The organism is Williamsia sp. Y853, from assembly GCF_056786495.1.
This window is the reverse complement of the sequence record NZ_JBXCJC010000005.1, coordinates 181,641-200,904: the sequence shown is the minus strand read 5'-3', so window position 1 is coordinate 200,904 and position 19,264 is coordinate 181,641. Positions and strand designations below refer to the sequence as shown.

The window sequence follows — 19,264 nt, the reverse complement described above, 5'->3', positions numbered from 1 at the left end:
TGCAACACTGAGGGACATGCCTGACGAAGCATGGGTGACAAGATCGGCATCGGCCAAAAGTTCGGGAGCGACCAACAGTTCGCACTGGGGTGTCTTCACCGCTTCCGTCGACGGTGACGTAATGCATGTCGAGCCGGACTCCGCCGACCCCGATCCCTCGCCGCTCCTGGGGAACATCCCCGCGTCGCTCGACACCGGCGCCCGGATCCTGCATCCGTATGTTCGCCGCCAATGGCTGAACAACGGGCCCGGCGCCGACGGCGCTCGCGGCGACGACGAGTTCGTCGAGGTGACGTGGGATCACGCGCTCGACCTGGCGGCTCGCGAGTTGGAACGCGTGCGCGACACCTTCGGTAACCGCGCAATCTTCGGTGGCTCGTACGGGTGGGCCAGTGCGGGCCGATTTCACCACGCACAGAGCCAGATACATCGTTTCCTCAACTGCCTCGGCGGTTACACCCGATCGGTACACAGCTATAGCCACGGTGCATCGAGCGTGCTGCTCCCGCACATCGTCGGGAGCGAGGCGCCGCTGTACAACCCGACGACGTGGCAGGTGATGAGCCGGCACACCGAGCTGTTTGTGTGTTTCGGTGGCATCCCCGCCAAGAACTTCCAGATCAACGGCGGCGGCATCAGCAAACACATCGTGCGCGGCGCCATCGATACCGCACACGACAACGGTGCGCAGTTCGTGTTGATCGGTCCGCTGGCCGACGACCTGGAGCTGACGGAGCACGACGAGTGGATCGCCATCACTCCGGCCGGCGACACCGCACTGATGCTGGCGCTGTGCTGGGTACTGCTCGACGAAAACCTCTGCGACCGGGACTTTCTCGGCCGCCACTGCGTTGGCTTCGAGCGGTTCGCCGACTATCTGCGCGGCGGACCCGACGGCGTTGTCAAGGACACGCGGTGGGCGGCAGAGCTCTGCGGCATGGATCCCGATTCGATCGCCGACCTGGCTCGGCGGATGACATCCAAACGCACGATGGTGACCACGTCGTGGTCGTTGCAGCGAGCGACCTACGGCGAGCAGCCATTGTGGGCTTCCATCGCGCTGGCCGCGTTCCTCGGTCAAATCGGTCTTCCCGGAGGCGGTTTCGGTCACGGTTACGGTTCGACCGGTGGCATGGGTGCGGCCAAACTCCCCTATTCACTGCCGACGTTCTTCCAGGGCGCCAACCCGGTGAACGAGTTCATCCCGGTGGCGCGCATTGCGGATTTGCTGCTCCACCCCGGCGAGAGCTACGAGTTCAACGGGCAGACCAAGGTCTATCCCGACACCAAATTGGTCTACTGGGCCGGCGGCAATCCGTTCCACCACCACCAGGACCTGGTCCGGCTCCGGCGCGCCTTCCAAAAACCGGAGACCGTCATCGTGCACGAACCCTTCTGGACGGCAACCGCACGCCACGCCGACATCGTGTTCCCGGTGACCACCACGCTCGAGCGCAACGACATCGGCTGCGGGCGGTACGACCAGACCATGATCGCCATGCGGCAGGTGACCCAACCGGTTGGTGAGTCGATGAGCGACTTCGACGTCCTTGCCCAGCTCAGCAAACGCCTCGGCGTCTTCGATGCCTTCACCGAGAATCTCGATGAACCCGGTTGGCTCGAGAAGATGTACGAGGATTGGCGTCGCGCCACACCCGAAGAACACACCCCGCAGGAGAACTTCGCAGAATTCTGGGAGAAGGGCAGACTCGAGCTTTCTGGCGCAGACACCGAACACACTCTCTACCAAGAGTTTCGCAGCGATCCCACCGCGCATCCGCTGCCAACCCCGAGCGGCCGGATCGAGATCTTCTCTGACACCATCGCGGGCTTCGGCTACGACGACTGCCCGCCGCACCCGGCCTGGCTCGCCCCACCAGAGGCCGACGGACTCGGCTCCGGTGCGTACCCGATCTGCCTGATCGCGAACAATCCGAAAACGCGACTGCACAGCCAACTCGATCACGGCGCCTACAGCGCCGCGTCGAAAGTGCAAGGCCGAGAGCCGATCCGCATCCATCCCGACGACGCCGCCTCGCGGTCCATCGCCGATGGCGATCTGGTTCTGGTCCGCAGTCAGACCGCTCAGATGCTGGCAGGTGCGGTCATCGACAACCGGGTCACACCCAACATCGCGCAACTGTCCACCGGCGCCTGGTTCGACTACAGCGCCCCCGACATCGCCGACTGCGTCCACGGCAATCCGAATGTCCTCACCCGCGACGTCGGCACGTCCCGGTTGTCACAGGGATCGACCGGACAACTCGTCCGAGTCGAGATCGAGGTCTATCGCGGCGATGTTCCGACAGTTACCGCCCATGACCAGAAGCAGTGGAGCCGGCGCTGAATGGCGCACTCGATCGAGCTCATCTTCGATGAGGCCACCAACTCCGTCATCGGACAGCAGTGGCAGAAGATCACCGATGCCGGACTGCCCAGCCAGGGCAATATCCGGTCGACGTCCAATCGACCGCACGTCACCCTGGTCGCAGCCGACTCGATCGACGCCGCCGTGGACGATGAGCTCGGCGCGATACCCGATGTTGTCGGGATGCCCGTCAATGTCGGAGCGCTCCTACTGTTTTGGGGTCGCCGCGGTACCGCCGCCCGCCTGGTGGTCCCATCCGAAAACCTCTTGGGTGTGCATGCCCGGGTATATGCCACGACCCGACCACATATCGGCGGACGGCCGCTGCCCCATATCCAGCCCGGCGGCTGGACCCCACACATCACACTCGCCCGCCGGCTGCTGCCAGGTCAGCTCGGACACATCGTGCGGGCCATCAGTGACCACCCGGAGATGTTCACCGCACACGTCGCAGGCCTGCGCCGCTGGAACGGCGACACCCGTGAAGAGTTCCGGCTGATCTGACGCACACCGAGCACGGGATCAGAGGTCACACGGCGACGAGTCGCTCGATCGCATTCAACGGCAACGGCAACCATGCCGGACGGTGACGCGCCTCGTACACCGCTTCATAGACGGCCTTGTCGAGTTCGTAGGCCCGGAGCAACGCGGAGTGGGCTCGGGGGTCTTCACCGGTCACGGCGGCATACCCGTCGCAGAATGCCGCCGAGTTGCGTTCCACCCATTCCCAGGCACGGAACTCGAGTTGCCCGGTGCGCCCCGGGGTTGCCTCGCCCAGGAGATGGTGACCGGCATAGTCGAACGACCGGAGCATGCCTGCCACATCGCGCAACGGACTGTCGGGCAATCGGCGTTCGGCCACCGACTTGAGCGGTTCGCCTTCGAAGTCGATCAGCAACCAGGTCAACGGTGTTCGCAGAACCTGACCGAGATGCAGGTCGCCGTGGATTCGCTGCACAGGTGTCGGGCCCGCGTCGGCGGCCTGGTCGAATACCGCCGACACCGGCTCGCGCAGGGCTGCCAGTTGAGGAATCGATTCCGCCGCGGCGCTCAATCGTGCCCGCATCTCACTGATCACCGAGCCGTTGCCATTGCGTTCGCTCACGCCGAGGCTCCGGGCCAGATCCGCATGCACGTGTGCCAGTGCCGCGCCGAGTCGCTCGGCATCCGCGGCGAAGTCGCTTCCCAGCTCAGCTGCATGCAGGTCGGCCTCGCTGAACAGATCACGCACACTGATCAGCGCCATGCTCCACCCGTCGGCGGCGTTGTCGACGAACTCCTGCGCCATGGCCAACGTCGTCGGATCACCATCGATGTCCGCTTCGATCCAGCCGCGTAGCTCGGCCACATGCTTGCACCCGACTTCGCTCAGGGCGCGATGTAGTTCCACGTCAGGATTGATCCCGACCTCGAGTTGCCGGAATATCTTGAACAGCAGGGACTCACCGAATACCACCGACGTGTTGGACTGCTCGGCATTCATGACCCGACCAGGCGCCTGCGAGTCGACAACACCACCGGGCAAGGCCTCGAATCGCAAGGGCCCGATGCGCTCATCGGTGGCCAGCGCAGTCAGGAGGCGCCCGGTCAGGTCTGGATCCTGCAACCCGTCATAGGCGCTCGCCTCCTCCGGCACCGGATCAGTCACCGCCCACGTCAGCAGCGGTTCCGACAGGTGCGTGCGATATCCGAGCGGGATTTGGTATCGCAGGTCGGGGCCAGAACTGAATTCGACAGAGACCACCACGTATTCGGCCGCGTAGCCGTCGTCGGCAGCCAACGGAACCCGCATGATCACCCGCACCGCCACTATTTGGCGGTCTTTCGCCGAGAACCACCGCTGCTGTGGGAGCCATTGCGTCAATCCGGTGGCCAACTCCTGATCATCGGGCAAGTTCACAGTCATGTTTGGACCGCCGCCTCTGCTTCGCTGCTGAGTGGATATCCCTGGGCGACACCGGCATCAGCCGGGTCCGGTTGCAACGCAAACCAATAGAACCCGTGGCCAGGGAGCGTCACCATGTAGGACGCGGAATCGATCTTCGGAAACGGTATCGACCCTGTCAGCTCCACCGGGATCCGGCCGTCGAACATCGACAGGTCCATGATCACGGCCTGCGGGAAGCGGGACAGGTTGTTGACGCAGAGGATGACGTCGCTGGATCGACGCTCTTCGGCTGACGGCGCCAATTCCCGCAGGTAGGTGAGCACCGACGGATTGCTGTTGCCGAGTTCGGTGAAGGTCCCCAGCCCAAAGGCCGGATGTTGCTTGCGCACTTCGATCATGCGCCGTGTCCAGTGCAGCAGCGTGTTGGTCGAATACATCTGCGCTTCGACATTCAGCGCCTGGAATCCGTAAGTCGGATCCATGATGACCGGCAGATACATCCTCGCCGGATCGGTCCGCGAGAAGCCGGCATTGCGGTCGGGTGTCCACTGCATGGGGGTACGCACCGAGTCCCGGTCGCCGAGCCAGATGTTGTCGCCCATACCGATCTCGTCCCCGTAGTAGAGCATCGGAGATCCCGGCAGACTCAACAACAATGCGGTGAACAGTTCCAGCTGGTTTCGGTCGTTGTCGAGCAACGGCGCGAGTCTGCGCCGAATCCCGATGTTGGCCTTCATCCGTGGGTCTTTGGCGTACTCGGCGTACATGTAGTCACGCTCTTCGTCGGTGACCATCTCCAGCGTCAACTCATCGTGATTGCGCAGGAAGATCGCCCACTGGGCCGACTTCGGAATCGGCGGTGTCTGTTCGAGGATCTCCGAGATCGGGAATCGGTTCTGCCTGCGAACCGCCATGAAAATTCGTGGCATCAGCGGGAAGTGGAACGCCATATGGCATTCGTCGCCGACTTCCGATTCGCCGAAGTACTCGACCACATCGGCCGGCCACTGATTTGCCTCGGCCAGAAGGACTCGTCCGGGGTATTCGTCATCGACAACCTTGCGGCAGCGTTTAAGGAACTGGTGCGTCTCACTGAGATTTTCGCAGTTGGTCTCGTCCCGCTCGAACAGGTACGGCACCGCGTCGAGCCGAAACCCGTCGATCCCGAGGTCGAGCCAGAACCGCAACACATCGATCATTGCTTCGGCGACTTCGGGATTGTCGTAATTGAGGTCGGGCTGGTGGGAGAAGAAACGGTGCCAATAGTATTGCCCGCGAACCGGATCCCACGTCCAGTTGGAGATCTCGGTGTCGACGAAGATGACGCGCGCGTCCGGATATCTCGCATCGTCGTCGGCCCAGACGTAGTAGTCGCCGTACGGGCCCTCCGGATCGGAGCGTGATTCCTGGAACCACAGGTGGCTGTCGGACGTATGGTTCATCACCAGGTCGGTGATGATGCGGATCCCGCGACGGTGCGCCTGGTCGAGCAACTCGACAAAGTCGTCCACCGTTCCGAACTCGGGTAGGACGGTCCGGAAATCCCGGATGTCGTAACCGCCATCGCGCAACGGCGAATCGTAGAACGGCGGCAACCACAGGCAATCGACACCCAGCCATGCCAGATAGTCGAGCTTGTCGGTCAAACCGCGTAGATCTCCGACTCCGTCGTTGTTCGAGTCGTTGAAGGCACGAACGAGCACCTCGTAGAACACGGCCTTCTTGAACCACTCATTGTCTACACGCAGCGGCTTCGCGTGATCGAAGTCATCGGACTGCGCCTCGACCAGATGTCCGTCGGCTGTGTGCTCAGCCTCGGACAGGCCCAGTGGCGGTCGCGATGAGTCCGGCTGATTCTCCAGGGGCATACACACCTCGGTTGTCTCACTCGGCGATGTTCCGTTTCCAACCCTACGGGCTGCTGCCGGAGTTGGCCCGGTCTGCGGCCATCGCGGATCGCGTTCATCCACACAAGCGATCGTCATCCGCAGTGCGCGGGTGGAACCAATGGCTGCCGGCTACCTGCGAAAGAGCTTGTTCCCCAACCACACCAGCGGATCGTATTGGCGGTCGACGACACGTTCTTTCATAGGGATCAGCGCATTGTCGGTGATCTTGATGTGTTCGGGACACACATCGGTGCAGCATTTGGTTATGTTGCACAGTCCCAAACCGTGTTCGGACTGGGCTGAATCTCGCCGCTCGGCCACATCGAGTGGATGCATGTCGAGTTCGGCGATACGCATCAGATAGCGCGGACCGGCGAAGTTCTCTTTGTTCTCCTCATGGTCGCGGACAACGTGGCAGACGTCCTGGCAGAGGAAACACTCGATGCACTTGCGGAACTCCTGCGACCGTTGCACATCGACCTGTTTCATCCGGTACTCCCCCGCCTCGAGGCCTTCGGGCGGCGTGAATGACTGGATCTCACGGGCTTTCGCGTAGTTGAATGAGACATCTGTGACCAGGTCGCGGATCACCGGAAAAGTGCGCAGCGGCGTGACCGTGATGACCTCGTCTTCGGTGAATGTCGACATCCTGGTCATACACAACAGTTTCGGACGGCCGTTGACCTCCGCCGAACACGAACCACACTTACCGGCCTTGCAGTTCCAGCGCACAGCCAGGTCCGGGGTCTGGGTGGCCTGAAGCCGGTGGATGATGTCGAGCACCACCTCACCTTCGTTGGCGAGCACGGTGTAGTCCTGCAGGTCGCCGTCCGCAGTGTCACCACGCCACACCCGGAACTTCGCGTCATAGCCCATGTCAGTTTCTCCTAGTTGCCGCCGGCGTCAGGGTGACCGGCGATTTCGCCGGCGGTGTAGTACTTCTCGATCTCGGGGAAATCGAAGAGTTCCAACAGCTCCGGACGCATCGGGGTCTGCTCCTCCTTGACCACCGTCACCTCCGGGACCGGCGAATCGTCACTGAGGTCGGCGGTGCAGACCAGCAGTGTGTTGCGCCAGTTCGGGTCCATCGCGGGATGATCGTCGCGGGTGTGGCCACCACGGCTCTCGGTGCGCAGGAGTGCCGCCTTGGCGACACATTCACAGACCAGCAGCATGTTTCGCAGGTCGACCGCCAGATGCCAGCCCGGATTGAACTGGCGGTGCCCTTCCACCTGCATGCCGGACAGTCGGCCGCGGATGTTGTCGAGGACCTCGATCGCCTCCTGCACCTCCGACTCTTTCCGGATGATGCCGACGAGGTCGTTCATGGACTGCTGCAGGTCGGTGTGCAATGTGTAGGGATTCTCTGGCTTGCCCTCGGCAGGCGGATCGAAAGGCGCCAACGCAAACGCCGCCGCCCGATCGATATCCGCGGCCGCGACCGTGGGTCGCGTCTGCAGCGATTCGATATACGACGCCGCACCGAGCCCGGCACGCCGTCCGAACACCAACAGATCGGATAAGGAATTGCCACCCAAACGATTTGAGCCGTGCATGCCGCCCGAACACTCACCGGCCGCAAACAGGCCCGGTACGCGTGCGGCCCCGGTATCCGGATCGACTTCGATCCCACCCATCACGTAGTGACAGGTCGGACCCACCTCCATGGGTTCCGCCGTGATGTCGACATCGGCGAGTTCTTTGAACTGGTGGTGCATCGACGGCAGCCGGCGGATGATCTCGTCTGCCGGCATCCGGGAAGCGATGTCGAGGTAGACGCCGCCGTGTTCGGTGCCGCGGCCTGCCTTCACCTCTTCGTTGATCGCGCGGGCGACCTCGTCACGCGGCAGCAGATCGGGTGTGCGGCGTGCACTGTCGTTGTCGGCGAGCCACTTGTCGGCCTCTTCTTCCGTTTCAGCGTACTGCCCCTTGAACACCGGCGGGATGTAGTCGAACATGAACCGTTTGCCGTCGGCGTTCTTCAGGACGCCACCGTCGCCGCGGACACCTTCCGTCACGAGAATGCCCTTGACGCTGGGTGGCCACACCATGCCGGTCGGATGGAACTGGATGAACTCCATATTGATCAGGCTGGCCCCGGCCCGCAGCGCGAGTGCATGTCCGTCGCCGGTGTACTCCCACGAATTGGACGTCACCTTGAAGGACTTACCGATACCGCCGGTCGCCAGCACCACTGCCGGAGCTTCGAACAGCACAAAGCGGCCGGATTCACGCCAGTATCCGAACGCTCCCGCAATGGCATCGCCGTCCTTGAGCAGTTCGGTGATGGTGCACTCGGCGAACACCTTGATACGCGCCTCGTAGTCCCCGGTGGCCGCGTAGTCCTCTTGTTGCAGCGAGACGATCTTCTGTTGCATGGTCCGGATCAGTTCGAGGCCGGTCCGGTCGCCGACGTGCGCCAGTCTCGGATAGGTGTGACCACCGAAGTTGCGCTGGGCGATTCGGCCGTCAGCGGTCCGATCGAACAGCGCGCCATAGGTTTCCAGCTCCCAGACCCGATCCGGTGCCTCTCTGGCGTGCAGTTCCGCCATGCGCCAGTTGTTCAGGAACTTGCCGCCGCGCATGGTGTCTTTGAAGTGGGTCTGCCAGTTGTCCTTCGAGTTGGCGTTGCCCATCGATGCGGCACAACCACCTTCGGCCATGACGGTGTGGGCCTTGCCGAACAACGACTTGCACACCACCGCGACGGAGTAACCCTTCTCCCGGGCCTCGATGACTGCCCGCAGGCCGGCACCACCGGCCCCGATCACAACAACGTCGTATTGGTGGCGTTCGGTTTCGGTCATCTAGCAATGGCTCCCAGCGTGAAATCGATTGCGCAACAGTCGTTGCGCACAGGGCAACGGATCAGTTCACAAAGCGCAGGTCGGAGATGGTGTCACTGGCCACGAGCATGATGTAGAAATCGGTGAGCACGAGCGTGCCGAGCGTGATCCAGGCGTACTGCATGTGGCGGGTGTTGAGCTTCGACACCTGGGTCCAGATCCAGTATCGGATCGGATGTGCCGAGAAGTGCTTGAGACGCCCGCCGGTGACGTGCCGACACGAATGACACGACACCGTGTACGTCCACAGCAGGATCACGTTGCCCACCAGGATGATGTTGCCCAGACCGAAGCCGAAACCACCACCCTTGCCGTGGAACGCGGTGACCGCGTCGTAGGTGTTGATCACCGAAACGATCAGTGCCACATAGAAAAAGTAGCGATGGGCGTTCTGGACGATCAGCGGAAAGCGGGTCTCCCCGGTGTACCGACCGTGCGGCTCCGCCACCGCACACGCCGGTGGAGAGGCCCAGAACGACCGGTAGTAGGCCTTGCGGTAGTAGTAACAGGTCACCCGGAAGCCGAGCAGAAACGGCAGGACCACAAAACCGAGTGGAATCCACATCGGGAGTTCCGGAAACGGGGTTCCGAAATGACTTGATCCCGGGACACACGATTCGCTCAGACATGGCGAATAGAACGGTGAGAGGTAGTGGTAGTCCGCGACCCAGTAGGCGCTGCGGACAAATGAACGCACGGTCGCGTAGATGATGAACGCCGATAGACCGATCACGGTCAGCAGTGGCGACAGCCACCATCGATCCACTCGAAGAGTTCGCGCCAGGATGCGCGCCCGTCCGGGAGAAAGAATCCCGGTTGCTTCCCGCTCAGTCGCGGGGGCGCTCACTTCGTTCGCTCACGCGAGTGGAAGCCCAGCCCTTCGTCTTGCGCTCCGAGCCACGCGGACTCGTCTGATTTGCTGTCCGGCACGTAGACCACGTCGTCCTTGCCCACCGGTGATCTACGCACCGGCGGTGGAGACTGTTCGAAGTCGTGCAGGTCGATCTCGAGGCGGTCGAGATCATTGGTCATCCGGCGGACTGCATCAACATCCCCGTAGTGCAGTTTCAGTGTGACGATGTGATGCCGCAGCGCGCCGATGCTGCGATGGAGTTCGTTCATTTCGGCGGTTGCCATGGCATTCCCTCCAAGACCCTTGTGATACGCACCACAGTACTGGCAGGACCGATTCAGTCAACGGTTTTGACCGAACGTGTCGGACATCGAATCCGCCTTGGCTCGCAGAACTTCGCTCTCCCTTCGGTTTCCGGCCATCCCTGCCGCCTTCCTCAACTCCCCCTCAGCTTCGGAGTACCGTTCCAAACGCGACAAGAGTTCACCGCGGACCGCGGGCAGTAAATGCGACCGGGCCAGAGCACCGTCCGCCACCAGATCGTCGATGATCTCCAGCGCCGGACCGGGCCCGGATGCCATCGATACCGCAACCGCCCGATTGAGGTCCACCACCGGCGACGGCGCCAACCTCCCCAGCGCCTCGTACAGAATCACGATGCGGTGCCAGTCGGTGTCCTGCGCGGTCGCCGCGGTGGCATGACATTGCGCCAGCGCAGCCTGCAGGCCGTAGGGTCCGCGGCCACGTCCGCAGGCGTCGGCACGCGCGAGTGCCGCAGTGCCGCGGCCTATCTGGGCTCGATCCCACGTATTGCGGTCCTGGTCCGACAGCAGGATCGGCGTCCCGTCGGCGGCGATGCGCGCACCGAATCGTGAGGCCTGGAACTCCATCAGGGCCACCAGCGAATGCACCTCCGGTTCGCCGGGTACCAGTTCCGCCAGGATGCGGCCGAGTCGCAGCGCTTCCGTGCAGAGCTCGCTGCGGATCCAGCGATCACCGGAGGAGGCCGAATAGCCCTCGTTGAACACGAGGTAGATCACGCTGAGCACCGCGGACAGTCGCTTCGGATAGTCCTCGCGGGGCGGCACCTCGAACGGCACGTTCGCGGCCTTGAGCGTTTTCTTCGCGCGCACGATGCGCTGCTGGATCGTGGCGGTCGAGGTCAGGAACGCCTGAGCGATCTCGGTCGGGGTGAGACCACCGACGACGCGCAGCGTGAGCGCGATCTGGCCTTCCCTGGCCAGGACCGGGTGGGACGAGACGAATATCAACCGCAAGACGTCATCGTCGATGTTGTCCGGATCCCAGCCGAGTTCGGTGTCGGGTCGGGTGTCCAAGTCGCGGGCGATCGCGACATATTTCGCGTCCAACCGCTCTTGGCGCCGCCAGCCGTCGACGGCACGGCGTTTCGCGACGGTCGTGAGCCAGGCGCCCGGATTGCGCGGGACACCTGACTCCGGCCACTTCGATAGCGCTTCTACCAGTGCTTCTTGCGCCAGGTCTTCTGCCAGACCGACGTCACCGACCATGCGGCTGAGGGTCGCGACGATCTTCGCGGCCTCCATCCGCCACACCGCATCAACGGTGCGGCCGATCGCGTCGGGATGGCTCACCGGCGGCTCAGCTCGACTTCTGATCCAGTTCTTCGCGCCATTGCTCTTCCTTCTGGATCCATTCGTTGTCCGCCGGGAAGTCCTCGGGTCCGTGGACGCGCCGCACCTCGAGCTTGCTGCCCTTACCCAGCGGGCACTGTGCGGCCCACTGTGCGGCCTCTTCCTTGCTGGAGACCTCGATGATCCAGAAACCGCTGAACAGCTCCTTTGCCTCGGCGTATGGTCCGTCGGTCACCACGGGCGGATCAGAGTTGAAGTCGACAACAATGCCTTCGGATGCGTCCGCGAGGCCTTCGCCGGACAGCAGCACACCGGCCTTGACCAGCTTCTCGTTGTACGCGCCCATCGCCGCGATGATCTCCTCGAAGGGGACCTCTTTGCTCGCGTCGATCGCTTCCTGCGTGTCGCGCATGATCATCATGTATCGCATTGTCTTCTCCTCATTCAGTGGATGTTCTGAGGTTCGTTGCCCTCACCCATGCGTCGAACAAGCATCGACCCGATCGACACACTCACCGAAAGACTTTTTGACTCAGTGCGCGGCCTCGTCCCAGGAGCGGCCATAACCGATCGACACATCCAACGGCACGGACAACTCGATCGCGCCACCCATCTTCGCCCGGACCAGTTCTTCGAGCTTGTCCTGCTCACCGGCCGCAACCTCGAAGACGAGTTCGTCGTGGACTTGCAGGAGCATCCGCGAGGTGAGGTTCTGCTCCGCGAGGGCCTTCTGCACATCGATCATCGCGACCTTGATGATGTCGGCGGCAGTGCCCTGGATTGGTGCGTTCAGCGCAGCGCGCTCGGCCACATCGCGCCGTTGCCGGTTGTCGCTGTTGAGATCGGGCAGGTACCGGCGACGGCCGAACAGGGTGGACGTGTACTCGTTGCGGCGGGCCTCTTCGACGGTCTCGTGCAGGTAGTCCCGCACGCCACCGAAGCGCGTGAAGTACGCCTCCATCTGATCTTTGGCCTCGCCGGTGCTGATCTTGAGCTGTTGCGACAGACCGAACGCACTCAGTCCGTAGGCCAGGCCGTAACTCATCGCCTTGACCCGCCGCCGCATGTCGGGGGTGACCTCCTCGATCGGCACACCGAACGCCCGGGACCCGACAAAGCTGTGCAGGTCCTCCCCGGTGTTGAAGGCCTCGATCAGGCCCTCGTCACCGGACAGGTGCGCCATGATCCGCATCTCGATCTGGCTGTAGTCGGCGGTCATCAGACTCTCGTAACCGTTGCCCACCACAAAGCCCTGGCGGATCTGACGGCCGGCGTCGGTGCGCACCGGGATGTTCTGCAGGTTCGGATCGGTCGACGACAACCGGCCGGTCGCGGCCACGGTCTGATTGAAGGTGGTGTGGACCCGTCCGTCATCGGCGACCGTCTTGAGCAGTCCGTCGACGGTGACCTTGAGCCGGGTGGCGTCGCGATGAGCCAACAGGTGCTCGAGGAACGGGTGGCCCGTCTTCTCGAACAGCCCGGCCAGTGCGTCGGCGTCCGTGGTGTAACCGGTTTTGGTCTTCTTGGTCTTGGGCATCTCCAGCTCGTCGAACAGCACCACCTGCAGCTGCTTCGGCGATCCCAGGTTGATCTGCTTACCGATCACCTCGTAGGCCAGATCAGCCGATTGCCGCACGCGCGCAGCAAAACCCGACTCCAACTCTTCCAGGTGCGCGGTGTCGATGGCGATGCCGGCAGCCTCGAGTTCGGCCAGCACGAACAGCAGCGGCAGCTCCATGTCGGTGAGCAACGACGCCGAGTCGATCTTCGCCAGTTCTTCGTCGAACCGGTCGGCCAGCTCTGCGACCGCCTGCGCCTGCAGCATCGCCTGATCGGCGGCCGCCTGCGCACCGGAGTCCTCGTCGAGCAAAGACATCTGACCGTTGTCGGCCACGGCCTCGGCGACGAGTTCGCGCTTCAGATAACGCAGCGCGAGGTCGTCGAGGTTGAACGAGCGTTGCCCCGGACGCACCAGATAAGCGGCCAGTGAGGTGTCACTGGTGACACCGCCGAGCTGCCATCCACGGCCGCGCAGTGCATGAAACGCCCACTTCGCCTCGTGAATTGCCTTGGGTACGTTGGCATCTGCCAGCCACTCGGCGACAATCTTCTCGTCGTCGGGTCCGATCTCTGCGGGGTCGAAGTAGGCCGATTCACCGTCCGCGGCGGCGATCGCGATACCGGTGACATCCGACCCGAACACCTGACGGGGCCCGAGCACCGTCAACCCGGTGCGCGCGCCACCGGGCGCAGCGTGCGCGGCAAGCCAGGCAGCGACCTCGCCGGCACCCAGCAGGCTGCCGCGCAGGTCGAAGCCGGACTCGGCCTCCGGCTCCGCAGACGAGAGTGTGGTGAAAAGGCGATCACGCAAGACGCGGAACTCGAGGTCGTCGAAGAGCTGATGGATCTTGTCGCGATCCCACGGCGCCAGCATCAGGTCGTCCGGCCCGATGGGCAGGTCCATGTCGCGAACCAGCTCTGTCAGTTGCCGGTTCATCTGGACATTGGCCAGGTGCGTCCGAAACGATTCGCCGACTTTGCCTTTGATTTTGTCCGCGTTGTCGACCAGCGCCGACAGCGAGCCGTATTCACGGATCCACTTGGTGGCCGTCTTCTCCCCGACACCGGGAATTCCGGGCAGGTTGTCGGACGGATCGCCGCGCAGTGCCGCGAAGTCCGGGTACTGGGCGGGGGTGAGTCCGTACTTGGTCTCCACCTCTTCCGGCGTGAAACGCGTCAGCTCGGACACACCCCGCTTGGGGTAGAGCACGGTGACGTTGTCGCTGACGAGCTGGAGCGCGTCGCGGTCTCCGGTGACCACCAGCACGCGGTACCCGAGAGCCTCGGCCCGCGTGGTCAAGGTGGCGATGATGTCGTCGGCTTCGTAACCCTCCTGGGCGAAGACCGGAATCCCCATGGCGCCCAAGACATCTTTGGTCAGATCGACCTGGCCACGGAACTCGTCGGGCGCGGCACTGCGCTGCGCCTTGTATGCGGGGAACACCTCGGCACGGAATGTCTGCCGGGACACATCGAACGCGGCCGCGATATGCGACGGCGCCTCATCGCGCAACAGGTTGATGAGCATCGAGGTGAATCCGTATACCGCGTTGGTGGTCTGACCCGACGCTGTTTTGAAGTTCTCTGCCGGTAACGCGAAGAAAGCGCGGAACGCCAGTGAATGACCGTCGAGCAACATCAAGGTCGGGCGATCACCCGATTCGGTTGCGGACTTCGCCGTTGCACGGCCGGGCTGACTGATCTGGGCAGGACTCACGGGTCCAAGTGTATGGAGCGGCCCCGACACGCCTTGCCATACGGGCCAGAAACTCATGAATTTGCACTGTTTTTCGAGGTCACGAACTCAGTTACTCAACGGTAACCGCGAGGAAACTTCTAAAGCCTGCCGAGTGCGATCGCTGGCTATAGAGTCCGCAAAGATGACTTTCCGCCGCCCGGCTGACGGCCGGGTGCCGACCATTTTCGGGAGGACACACGCGTGATGCCCCATCCTGCTCAACGGGTAAGGGTCTTTGGAGCCAGATGGGGTGCAGGAGCTTTGCTTGCCCTGCTGATCTCACTCATGTTCGCCGGGCTGATGGGCTCCGGCCTGGCCTCGGCTGCTCCAGAGGCCCCCGTCGACGACGACACCGTGCGAGTGTTCGGAACCCTGCGCAACGGCTCTGAACCTGTTGCCGGTGTCCAAGTCGATGCGAAAGACCAGGCCGGTGCGACCGTCGAGTCCACGGTCTCCGCCGCGACCGGCATGTGGGAAGTGTTCGTGCCGCCGGGCAACTACACCGTCGTCATCGAGAAGACAACGATCCCGAGCGGGGTCGAGGTCCAGAAGGACACCGTGCCGGTCACGGTCACCCCGGGCTCGCCGCGACCGGTGATCTTCCTGTTCGGTGAGAAGCGGACGAGCACCGAGATCTCCGCGGCCGAGGAACTCACCCGACTCACCATCGACGGTCTGCGATTCGGTCTGATCATCGCCATCTGTGGCGTGGGCTTGAGCCTGATCTTCGGCACCACCGGCCTGACCAACTTCGCCCACGGCGAACTCGTCACCCTCGGCGCGGTGGTGGCCTGGTTCTTCAACGTGAAGATGGGCATCCAGCTCATCCCGGCGACCATCCTCGCGATCATCGTCGGCATCGGGATCGGCATGCTGAACGAGCTGGCCATCTGGAGACCACTGCGTCGACGGCGCTCGGGTTTGATCGCGATGCTGGTGGTCTCCATCGGTCTGGCATTGATCATGCGGTACCTCATCCTTATCTTCTTCTCCGACCGCGCCGAACCTCTCGACGACTATCAGGTCCAGAAACAGATCGGGTCAGGCGCTTTCGCGATCACCCCGGTCAACCTGTGGTGCATCATCATCAGCCTGGTTGTCCTCCTGCTGGTGGCGGTCATGCTGCAGAAGACCCGAATCGGCAAGGCGATGCGAGCCGTCGCAGACAACAAGGATCTGGCCGCGTCCTCGGGTATCAACGTCGACCGCGTAATCCTGTTCGTGTGGTCGTTGGCCGGCGCTCTGGCCACGCTCGGTGGTGTCCTGTTCGCGATGTCCGAACTCGGTGGACGTGTCCAATGGGAGATGGGATTCAAGCTGTTGCTGCTCATGTTTGCTGGCATCACCCTCGGTGGCCTCGGCACGGCCTACGGCGCGCTCCTGGGCTGTGTGATCGTCGGTCTGCTGGTGCAGCTCTCGACGTACTGGATCGACCCCGACCTCAAATACATCGGAGGCCTTTTGGTCCTCATCGTCATTCTCACCATCAGACCCCAGGGCATTCTCGGGTCCAAAGCGAGGATCGGCTGAGACATGGATATCATTTCGGCACTTCAGATCTCGGTTGCCCAATTGGTCGGCCCGTCGGCAATTTTCTACGCGCTCCTTGCCATCGGCCTCAACCTGCACTTCGGTTATGCCGGACTGCTCAACTTCGGTCAGATCGGCTTTGCCCTGCTCGGCGCCTACGGCGTCGGCATCATGGCCGAGAACTACGACCAGCCCCTGTGGATCGGTGCGCTCGTGGGCATCATCGCCTCCGGTGTCCTGGCCCTGGTCCTCGGCTTCCCCACCCTGCGCCTGCGGGCGGACTATCTGGCGATCGTCACCATCGCGGCATCGGAGATCTTGCGATTGATCTTCCGTTCGACCGCGTCCAATGACCTGACCCACTCCACCAACGGCATCTTCGGTTATGCCGGGGGGTTCTTCGAGTACAGCCCGTTCGAAAACGGTAAGCAGTACTCGTTCTTCGGGGTGAAGTTCCAGGGCACCGACCTGTGGGCGATGGTGGTCGGCTGGTCCATCGTGTTGCTGCTCTGCCTGCTGGTGTGGCTACTGGTCCGCAGCCCGTGGGGCCGCGTGCTCAAAGCGGTTCGCGAGGACGAGGACGCCGCACGTTCGCTCGGCAAGAACGCCTACCTCTACAAGATGCAGGCACTCATCCTCGGTGGCTGCATCGGCGGCATCGCCGGCGTCTACAACGCGATACAGACGCAATCGATCAACCCGGACTTCTACTCCACCGCGCAGACGTTCTTCGCCTACGGCGCCCTCATACTCGGCGGTGCCGCAACGGTATTCGGCCCGGTGGTCGGTGCGATGCTGTTCTGGTTCCTGCTCGCGATCCCCGATGCCCTGCTCCGGCAGGTCACCACCGGCCCTGACGCCTGGTTCGATCTGACCCAGCAGCAGGTCGGTGCCATCCGCTACGTCTTGTTGGGATTGGCCATAGCGCTGATGATGGTCTTCAGACCGCAAGGAATTCTCGGTAACAAGCGGGAGGTGCAACTCGATGCCTGATGGACGCCATCTGAAATCCGACCCGTCCGGCGATGAGCCCGCAGGCGAGGCGACCACCCTGACAGAGGACGCCGCTCCGGCCACGCTCGCCGAACTCAAGACGTTTTCGGCAGCCGAACGCGCGGCGATCTTCGAGTCGGTGTCACCCGAGCCGGGCTCGGCCAAACCCGATCCGATCATCACGGTCGACGGGATCACCCGCACGTTCGGTGGTCTCAAAGCCGTGGACGTCGAACATCTGGAGATTCAGCGCGGGTGCATCACCGGTCTGATCGGCCCCAACGGTGCCGGCAAGACCACGTTCTTCAACCTGATCACCGGATTCGACAAACCCGATACGGGCACGTGGGCTCTCAACGGTCGGGAAATGGGAACGGTTGTGCCGCACCGGGTTGCCCGCAACGGCATGGTCCGCACCTTCCAGCTGACCAAGGCGCTGTCGAAGTTGTCGGTGCTCGACAACGTCCGGCTCGGTGCCCGCCATCAAAAGGGTGAGCACATGTTCGCCGCGCTGGCACCGTGGTTGTGGCGTAAGCAGGAGGCCGAAACCACCGAGCGTGCATACGAATTGCTCAAACGGTTCAAACTGGATACGAAGGCCGACGACTACGCCGGCTCGTTATCCGGCGGCCAGCGCAAGCTGCTGGAGATGGCCCGTGCGCTGATGACCAACCCTGAAGTGATCATGCTCGACGAGCCGATGGCCGGCGTCAATCCGGCTCTCACCCAGAGCCTGCTGGAACACATCAAGTCACTGCGCGACGAGGGCATGAGTGTGGTCTTCGTCGAACACGACATGGACGTCATCCGCAACATCAGCGACTGGGTGGTGGTGATGGCGCAGGGCAAGGTCATCGCGGAGTCACTCCCCGGGCGTCTCGGCGACAATTCGGCGGTGGTGGACGCCTACCTCGGCGGCCATCACGATCAGGCCCTGGAATTCGACGACGAGGGCAACCCCGTCGGCGAGACCGCGGTTCTGGCCGAAGAGGTGCAGGCGGCGATCGAGGAAACCTTGCAGGCCGGCGGCGACCTTTCCGAACCGGTCATCGCCGAACCCGAGAAAAAGTCCGATGACTCGGACCGAAAGGACACACCATGAGCGGGCCGGACATGTCGAAATCCGGTGGGACACCGCCGGATCGCGCGCTGACCCAAGCCGAGCTCGCCGCGACCCCCGAGGTACATCGCAAGGACGCGGAGAACGCATTGCTCCGGGCCGACGACATCACCGCGGGTTATCTGCCGGGTATCAACATCCTGGAAGGCTGCAACTTCTATCTCGACGACGGCGAGATCGTCGGAATCATCGGCCCCAACGGTGCGGGCAAATCCACCCTCCTCAAGTCGCTGTTCGGTCTCATTCCGGTGCGGGTCGGCTCGGTGACCCTGCGCGGCGACGACATCACGTCCGCCAAAGCGCATGTGCTGGTGACCAAGGGCGTCGGCTACGTACCGCAAACTTTGAACGTGTTCTCGGCGCTGACCATCGAAGAGAACCTCGAGATGGGAATCTATCTGCGTCCCAAGAAGTTCAACGAGCGGTTCGACTTCGTCTCGGAGTTGTTCCCACTGCTCGCCGAACGGCGCAAGGTGAAGGCCGGCGCGTTGTCCGGTGGCGAACGTCAGATGGTGGCCATGGGCCGTGCACTGATGATGGAACCGTCGGTGCTGCTGCTGGACGAACCGTCGGCGGGGTTGTCGCCGATGTTCCAGGACGAGGTGTTCATCCGGATCAAGAAGATCAACGCCACCGGGGTGTCGGTGGTTCTGGTGGAACAGAATGCCCGTCGCTGCCTGCAGATCTGCGACCGCGGATACGTGCTCGATCAGGGCCGCAACGCCTACACCGATACGGGCACCAACCTCGCCAACGATCCGAAGATCATCGAGCTGTACCTGGGAACACTGGCAGGCAGCTCCGAGAAGAAGTAGTTCTCCCAAGAACGACAAAGAAAGGGGCCCAGGTCTTTCGACCTGGGCCCC

15 protein-coding genes are annotated in these 19,264 nt (G+C 62.9%); 6 read left to right on the top strand and 9 right to left on the bottom strand.

The annotated features are described in order from the left end of the window. Positions 1-16: 16 nt before the first annotated feature. Entirely contained in the window at positions 17-2,347 is a 2,331-nt protein-coding gene (locus tag AC1TPF_RS25460; RefSeq protein WP_482145679.1) for a molybdopterin-dependent oxidoreductase, read from the top strand. Next, on the top strand, positions 2,348-2,872 hold the full coding sequence (locus tag AC1TPF_RS25455) for a 2'-5' RNA ligase family protein (RefSeq protein WP_482145678.1): 525 nt from the start codon (positions 2,348-2,350) through the stop codon (positions 2,870-2,872). Between the two features lie 25 nt (positions 2,873-2,897). Here the strand turns inward: AC1TPF_RS25455 and AC1TPF_RS25450 are convergent, their stop codons facing one another. The 9 genes from AC1TPF_RS25450 to polA form a co-directional block, all read right to left on the bottom strand. Beyond that, positions 2,898-4,274 (bottom strand): maltokinase N-terminal cap-like domain-containing protein, encoded by a 1,377-nt coding sequence (locus AC1TPF_RS25450; protein WP_482145677.1) that lies wholly within the window; start codon positions 4,272-4,274, stop codon positions 2,898-2,900. Further along, a complete protein-coding gene (gene treS / locus AC1TPF_RS25445) occupies positions 4,271-6,124 on the bottom strand; it encodes a maltose alpha-D-glucosyltransferase (RefSeq protein WP_482145676.1) in 1,854 nt (617 codons plus the stop codon). The genes AC1TPF_RS25450 and treS overlap by 4 nt, the downstream gene beginning before the upstream one ends. A 150-nt stretch (positions 6,125-6,274) precedes the next feature. After that, entirely contained in the window at positions 6,275-7,021 is a 747-nt protein-coding gene (locus AC1TPF_RS25440; protein WP_482141883.1) for a succinate dehydrogenase/fumarate reductase iron-sulfur subunit, read from the bottom strand. An 11-nt stretch (positions 7,022-7,032) separates the two neighbouring features. Continuing rightward, a complete protein-coding gene (locus AC1TPF_RS25435) occupies positions 7,033-8,952 on the bottom strand; it encodes a fumarate reductase/succinate dehydrogenase flavoprotein subunit (protein ID WP_482145675.1) in 1,920 nt (639 codons plus the stop codon). A 61-nt stretch (positions 8,953-9,013) separates the two neighbouring features. Beyond that, complete coding sequence (locus tag AC1TPF_RS25430; RefSeq protein ID WP_482141881.1) at positions 9,014-9,838, bottom strand: hypothetical protein; 825 nt, start codon at positions 9,836-9,838, stop codon at positions 9,014-9,016. After that, positions 9,835-10,128 (bottom strand): hypothetical protein, encoded by a 294-nt coding sequence (locus tag AC1TPF_RS25425; protein WP_482141880.1) that lies wholly within the window; start codon positions 10,126-10,128, stop codon positions 9,835-9,837. The genes AC1TPF_RS25430 and AC1TPF_RS25425 overlap by 4 nt, the downstream gene beginning before the upstream one ends. A 57-nt stretch (positions 10,129-10,185) precedes the next feature. Then, positions 10,186-11,409, bottom strand: coding sequence for an RNA polymerase sigma factor (locus AC1TPF_RS25420; RefSeq protein ID WP_482141943.1), 1,224 nt, complete (start codon positions 11,407-11,409; stop codon positions 10,186-10,188). Positions 11,410-11,464: 55 nt separating this feature from the next. Then, positions 11,465-11,887, bottom strand: coding sequence for a YciI family protein (locus AC1TPF_RS25415; RefSeq protein WP_482141879.1), 423 nt, complete (start codon positions 11,885-11,887; stop codon positions 11,465-11,467). A gap of 102 nt (positions 11,888-11,989) precedes the next feature. Next, positions 11,990-14,734: a DNA polymerase I gene (gene polA, locus AC1TPF_RS25410; RefSeq protein ID WP_482145674.1), complete on the bottom strand. Its 2,745-nt coding sequence runs from the start codon at positions 14,732-14,734 to the stop codon at positions 11,990-11,992. 306 nt (positions 14,735-15,040) lie between these two features. Between polA and AC1TPF_RS25405 the strand changes: the two genes are divergently transcribed. From AC1TPF_RS25405 to AC1TPF_RS25390, 4 genes are read left to right on the top strand one after another with little or no spacing between them, the layout of a single operon-like run. Next, the gene (locus tag AC1TPF_RS25405; RefSeq protein WP_482145711.1) at positions 15,041-16,285 is read left to right on the top strand and encodes an ABC transporter permease subunit; all 1,245 of its coding nucleotides are present in this window, start codon (positions 15,041-15,043) and stop codon (positions 16,283-16,285) included. Between the two features lie 3 nt (positions 16,286-16,288). Continuing rightward, entirely contained in the window at positions 16,289-17,278 is a 990-nt protein-coding gene (locus AC1TPF_RS25400; protein ID WP_482141877.1) for a branched-chain amino acid ABC transporter permease, read from the top strand. Beyond that, positions 17,271-18,380, top strand: a complete 1,110-nt coding sequence (locus tag AC1TPF_RS25395; protein ID WP_482145673.1) for an ABC transporter ATP-binding protein — start codon at positions 17,271-17,273, stop codon at positions 18,378-18,380. The genes AC1TPF_RS25400 and AC1TPF_RS25395 overlap by 8 nt, the downstream gene beginning before the upstream one ends. Then, a complete protein-coding gene (locus AC1TPF_RS25390; protein WP_482141875.1) occupies positions 18,377-19,213 on the top strand; it encodes an ABC transporter ATP-binding protein in 837 nt (278 codons plus the stop codon). Before AC1TPF_RS25395 ends, AC1TPF_RS25390 begins: the two co-directional genes overlap by 4 nt. Positions 19,214-19,264 lie beyond the last annotated feature (51 nt).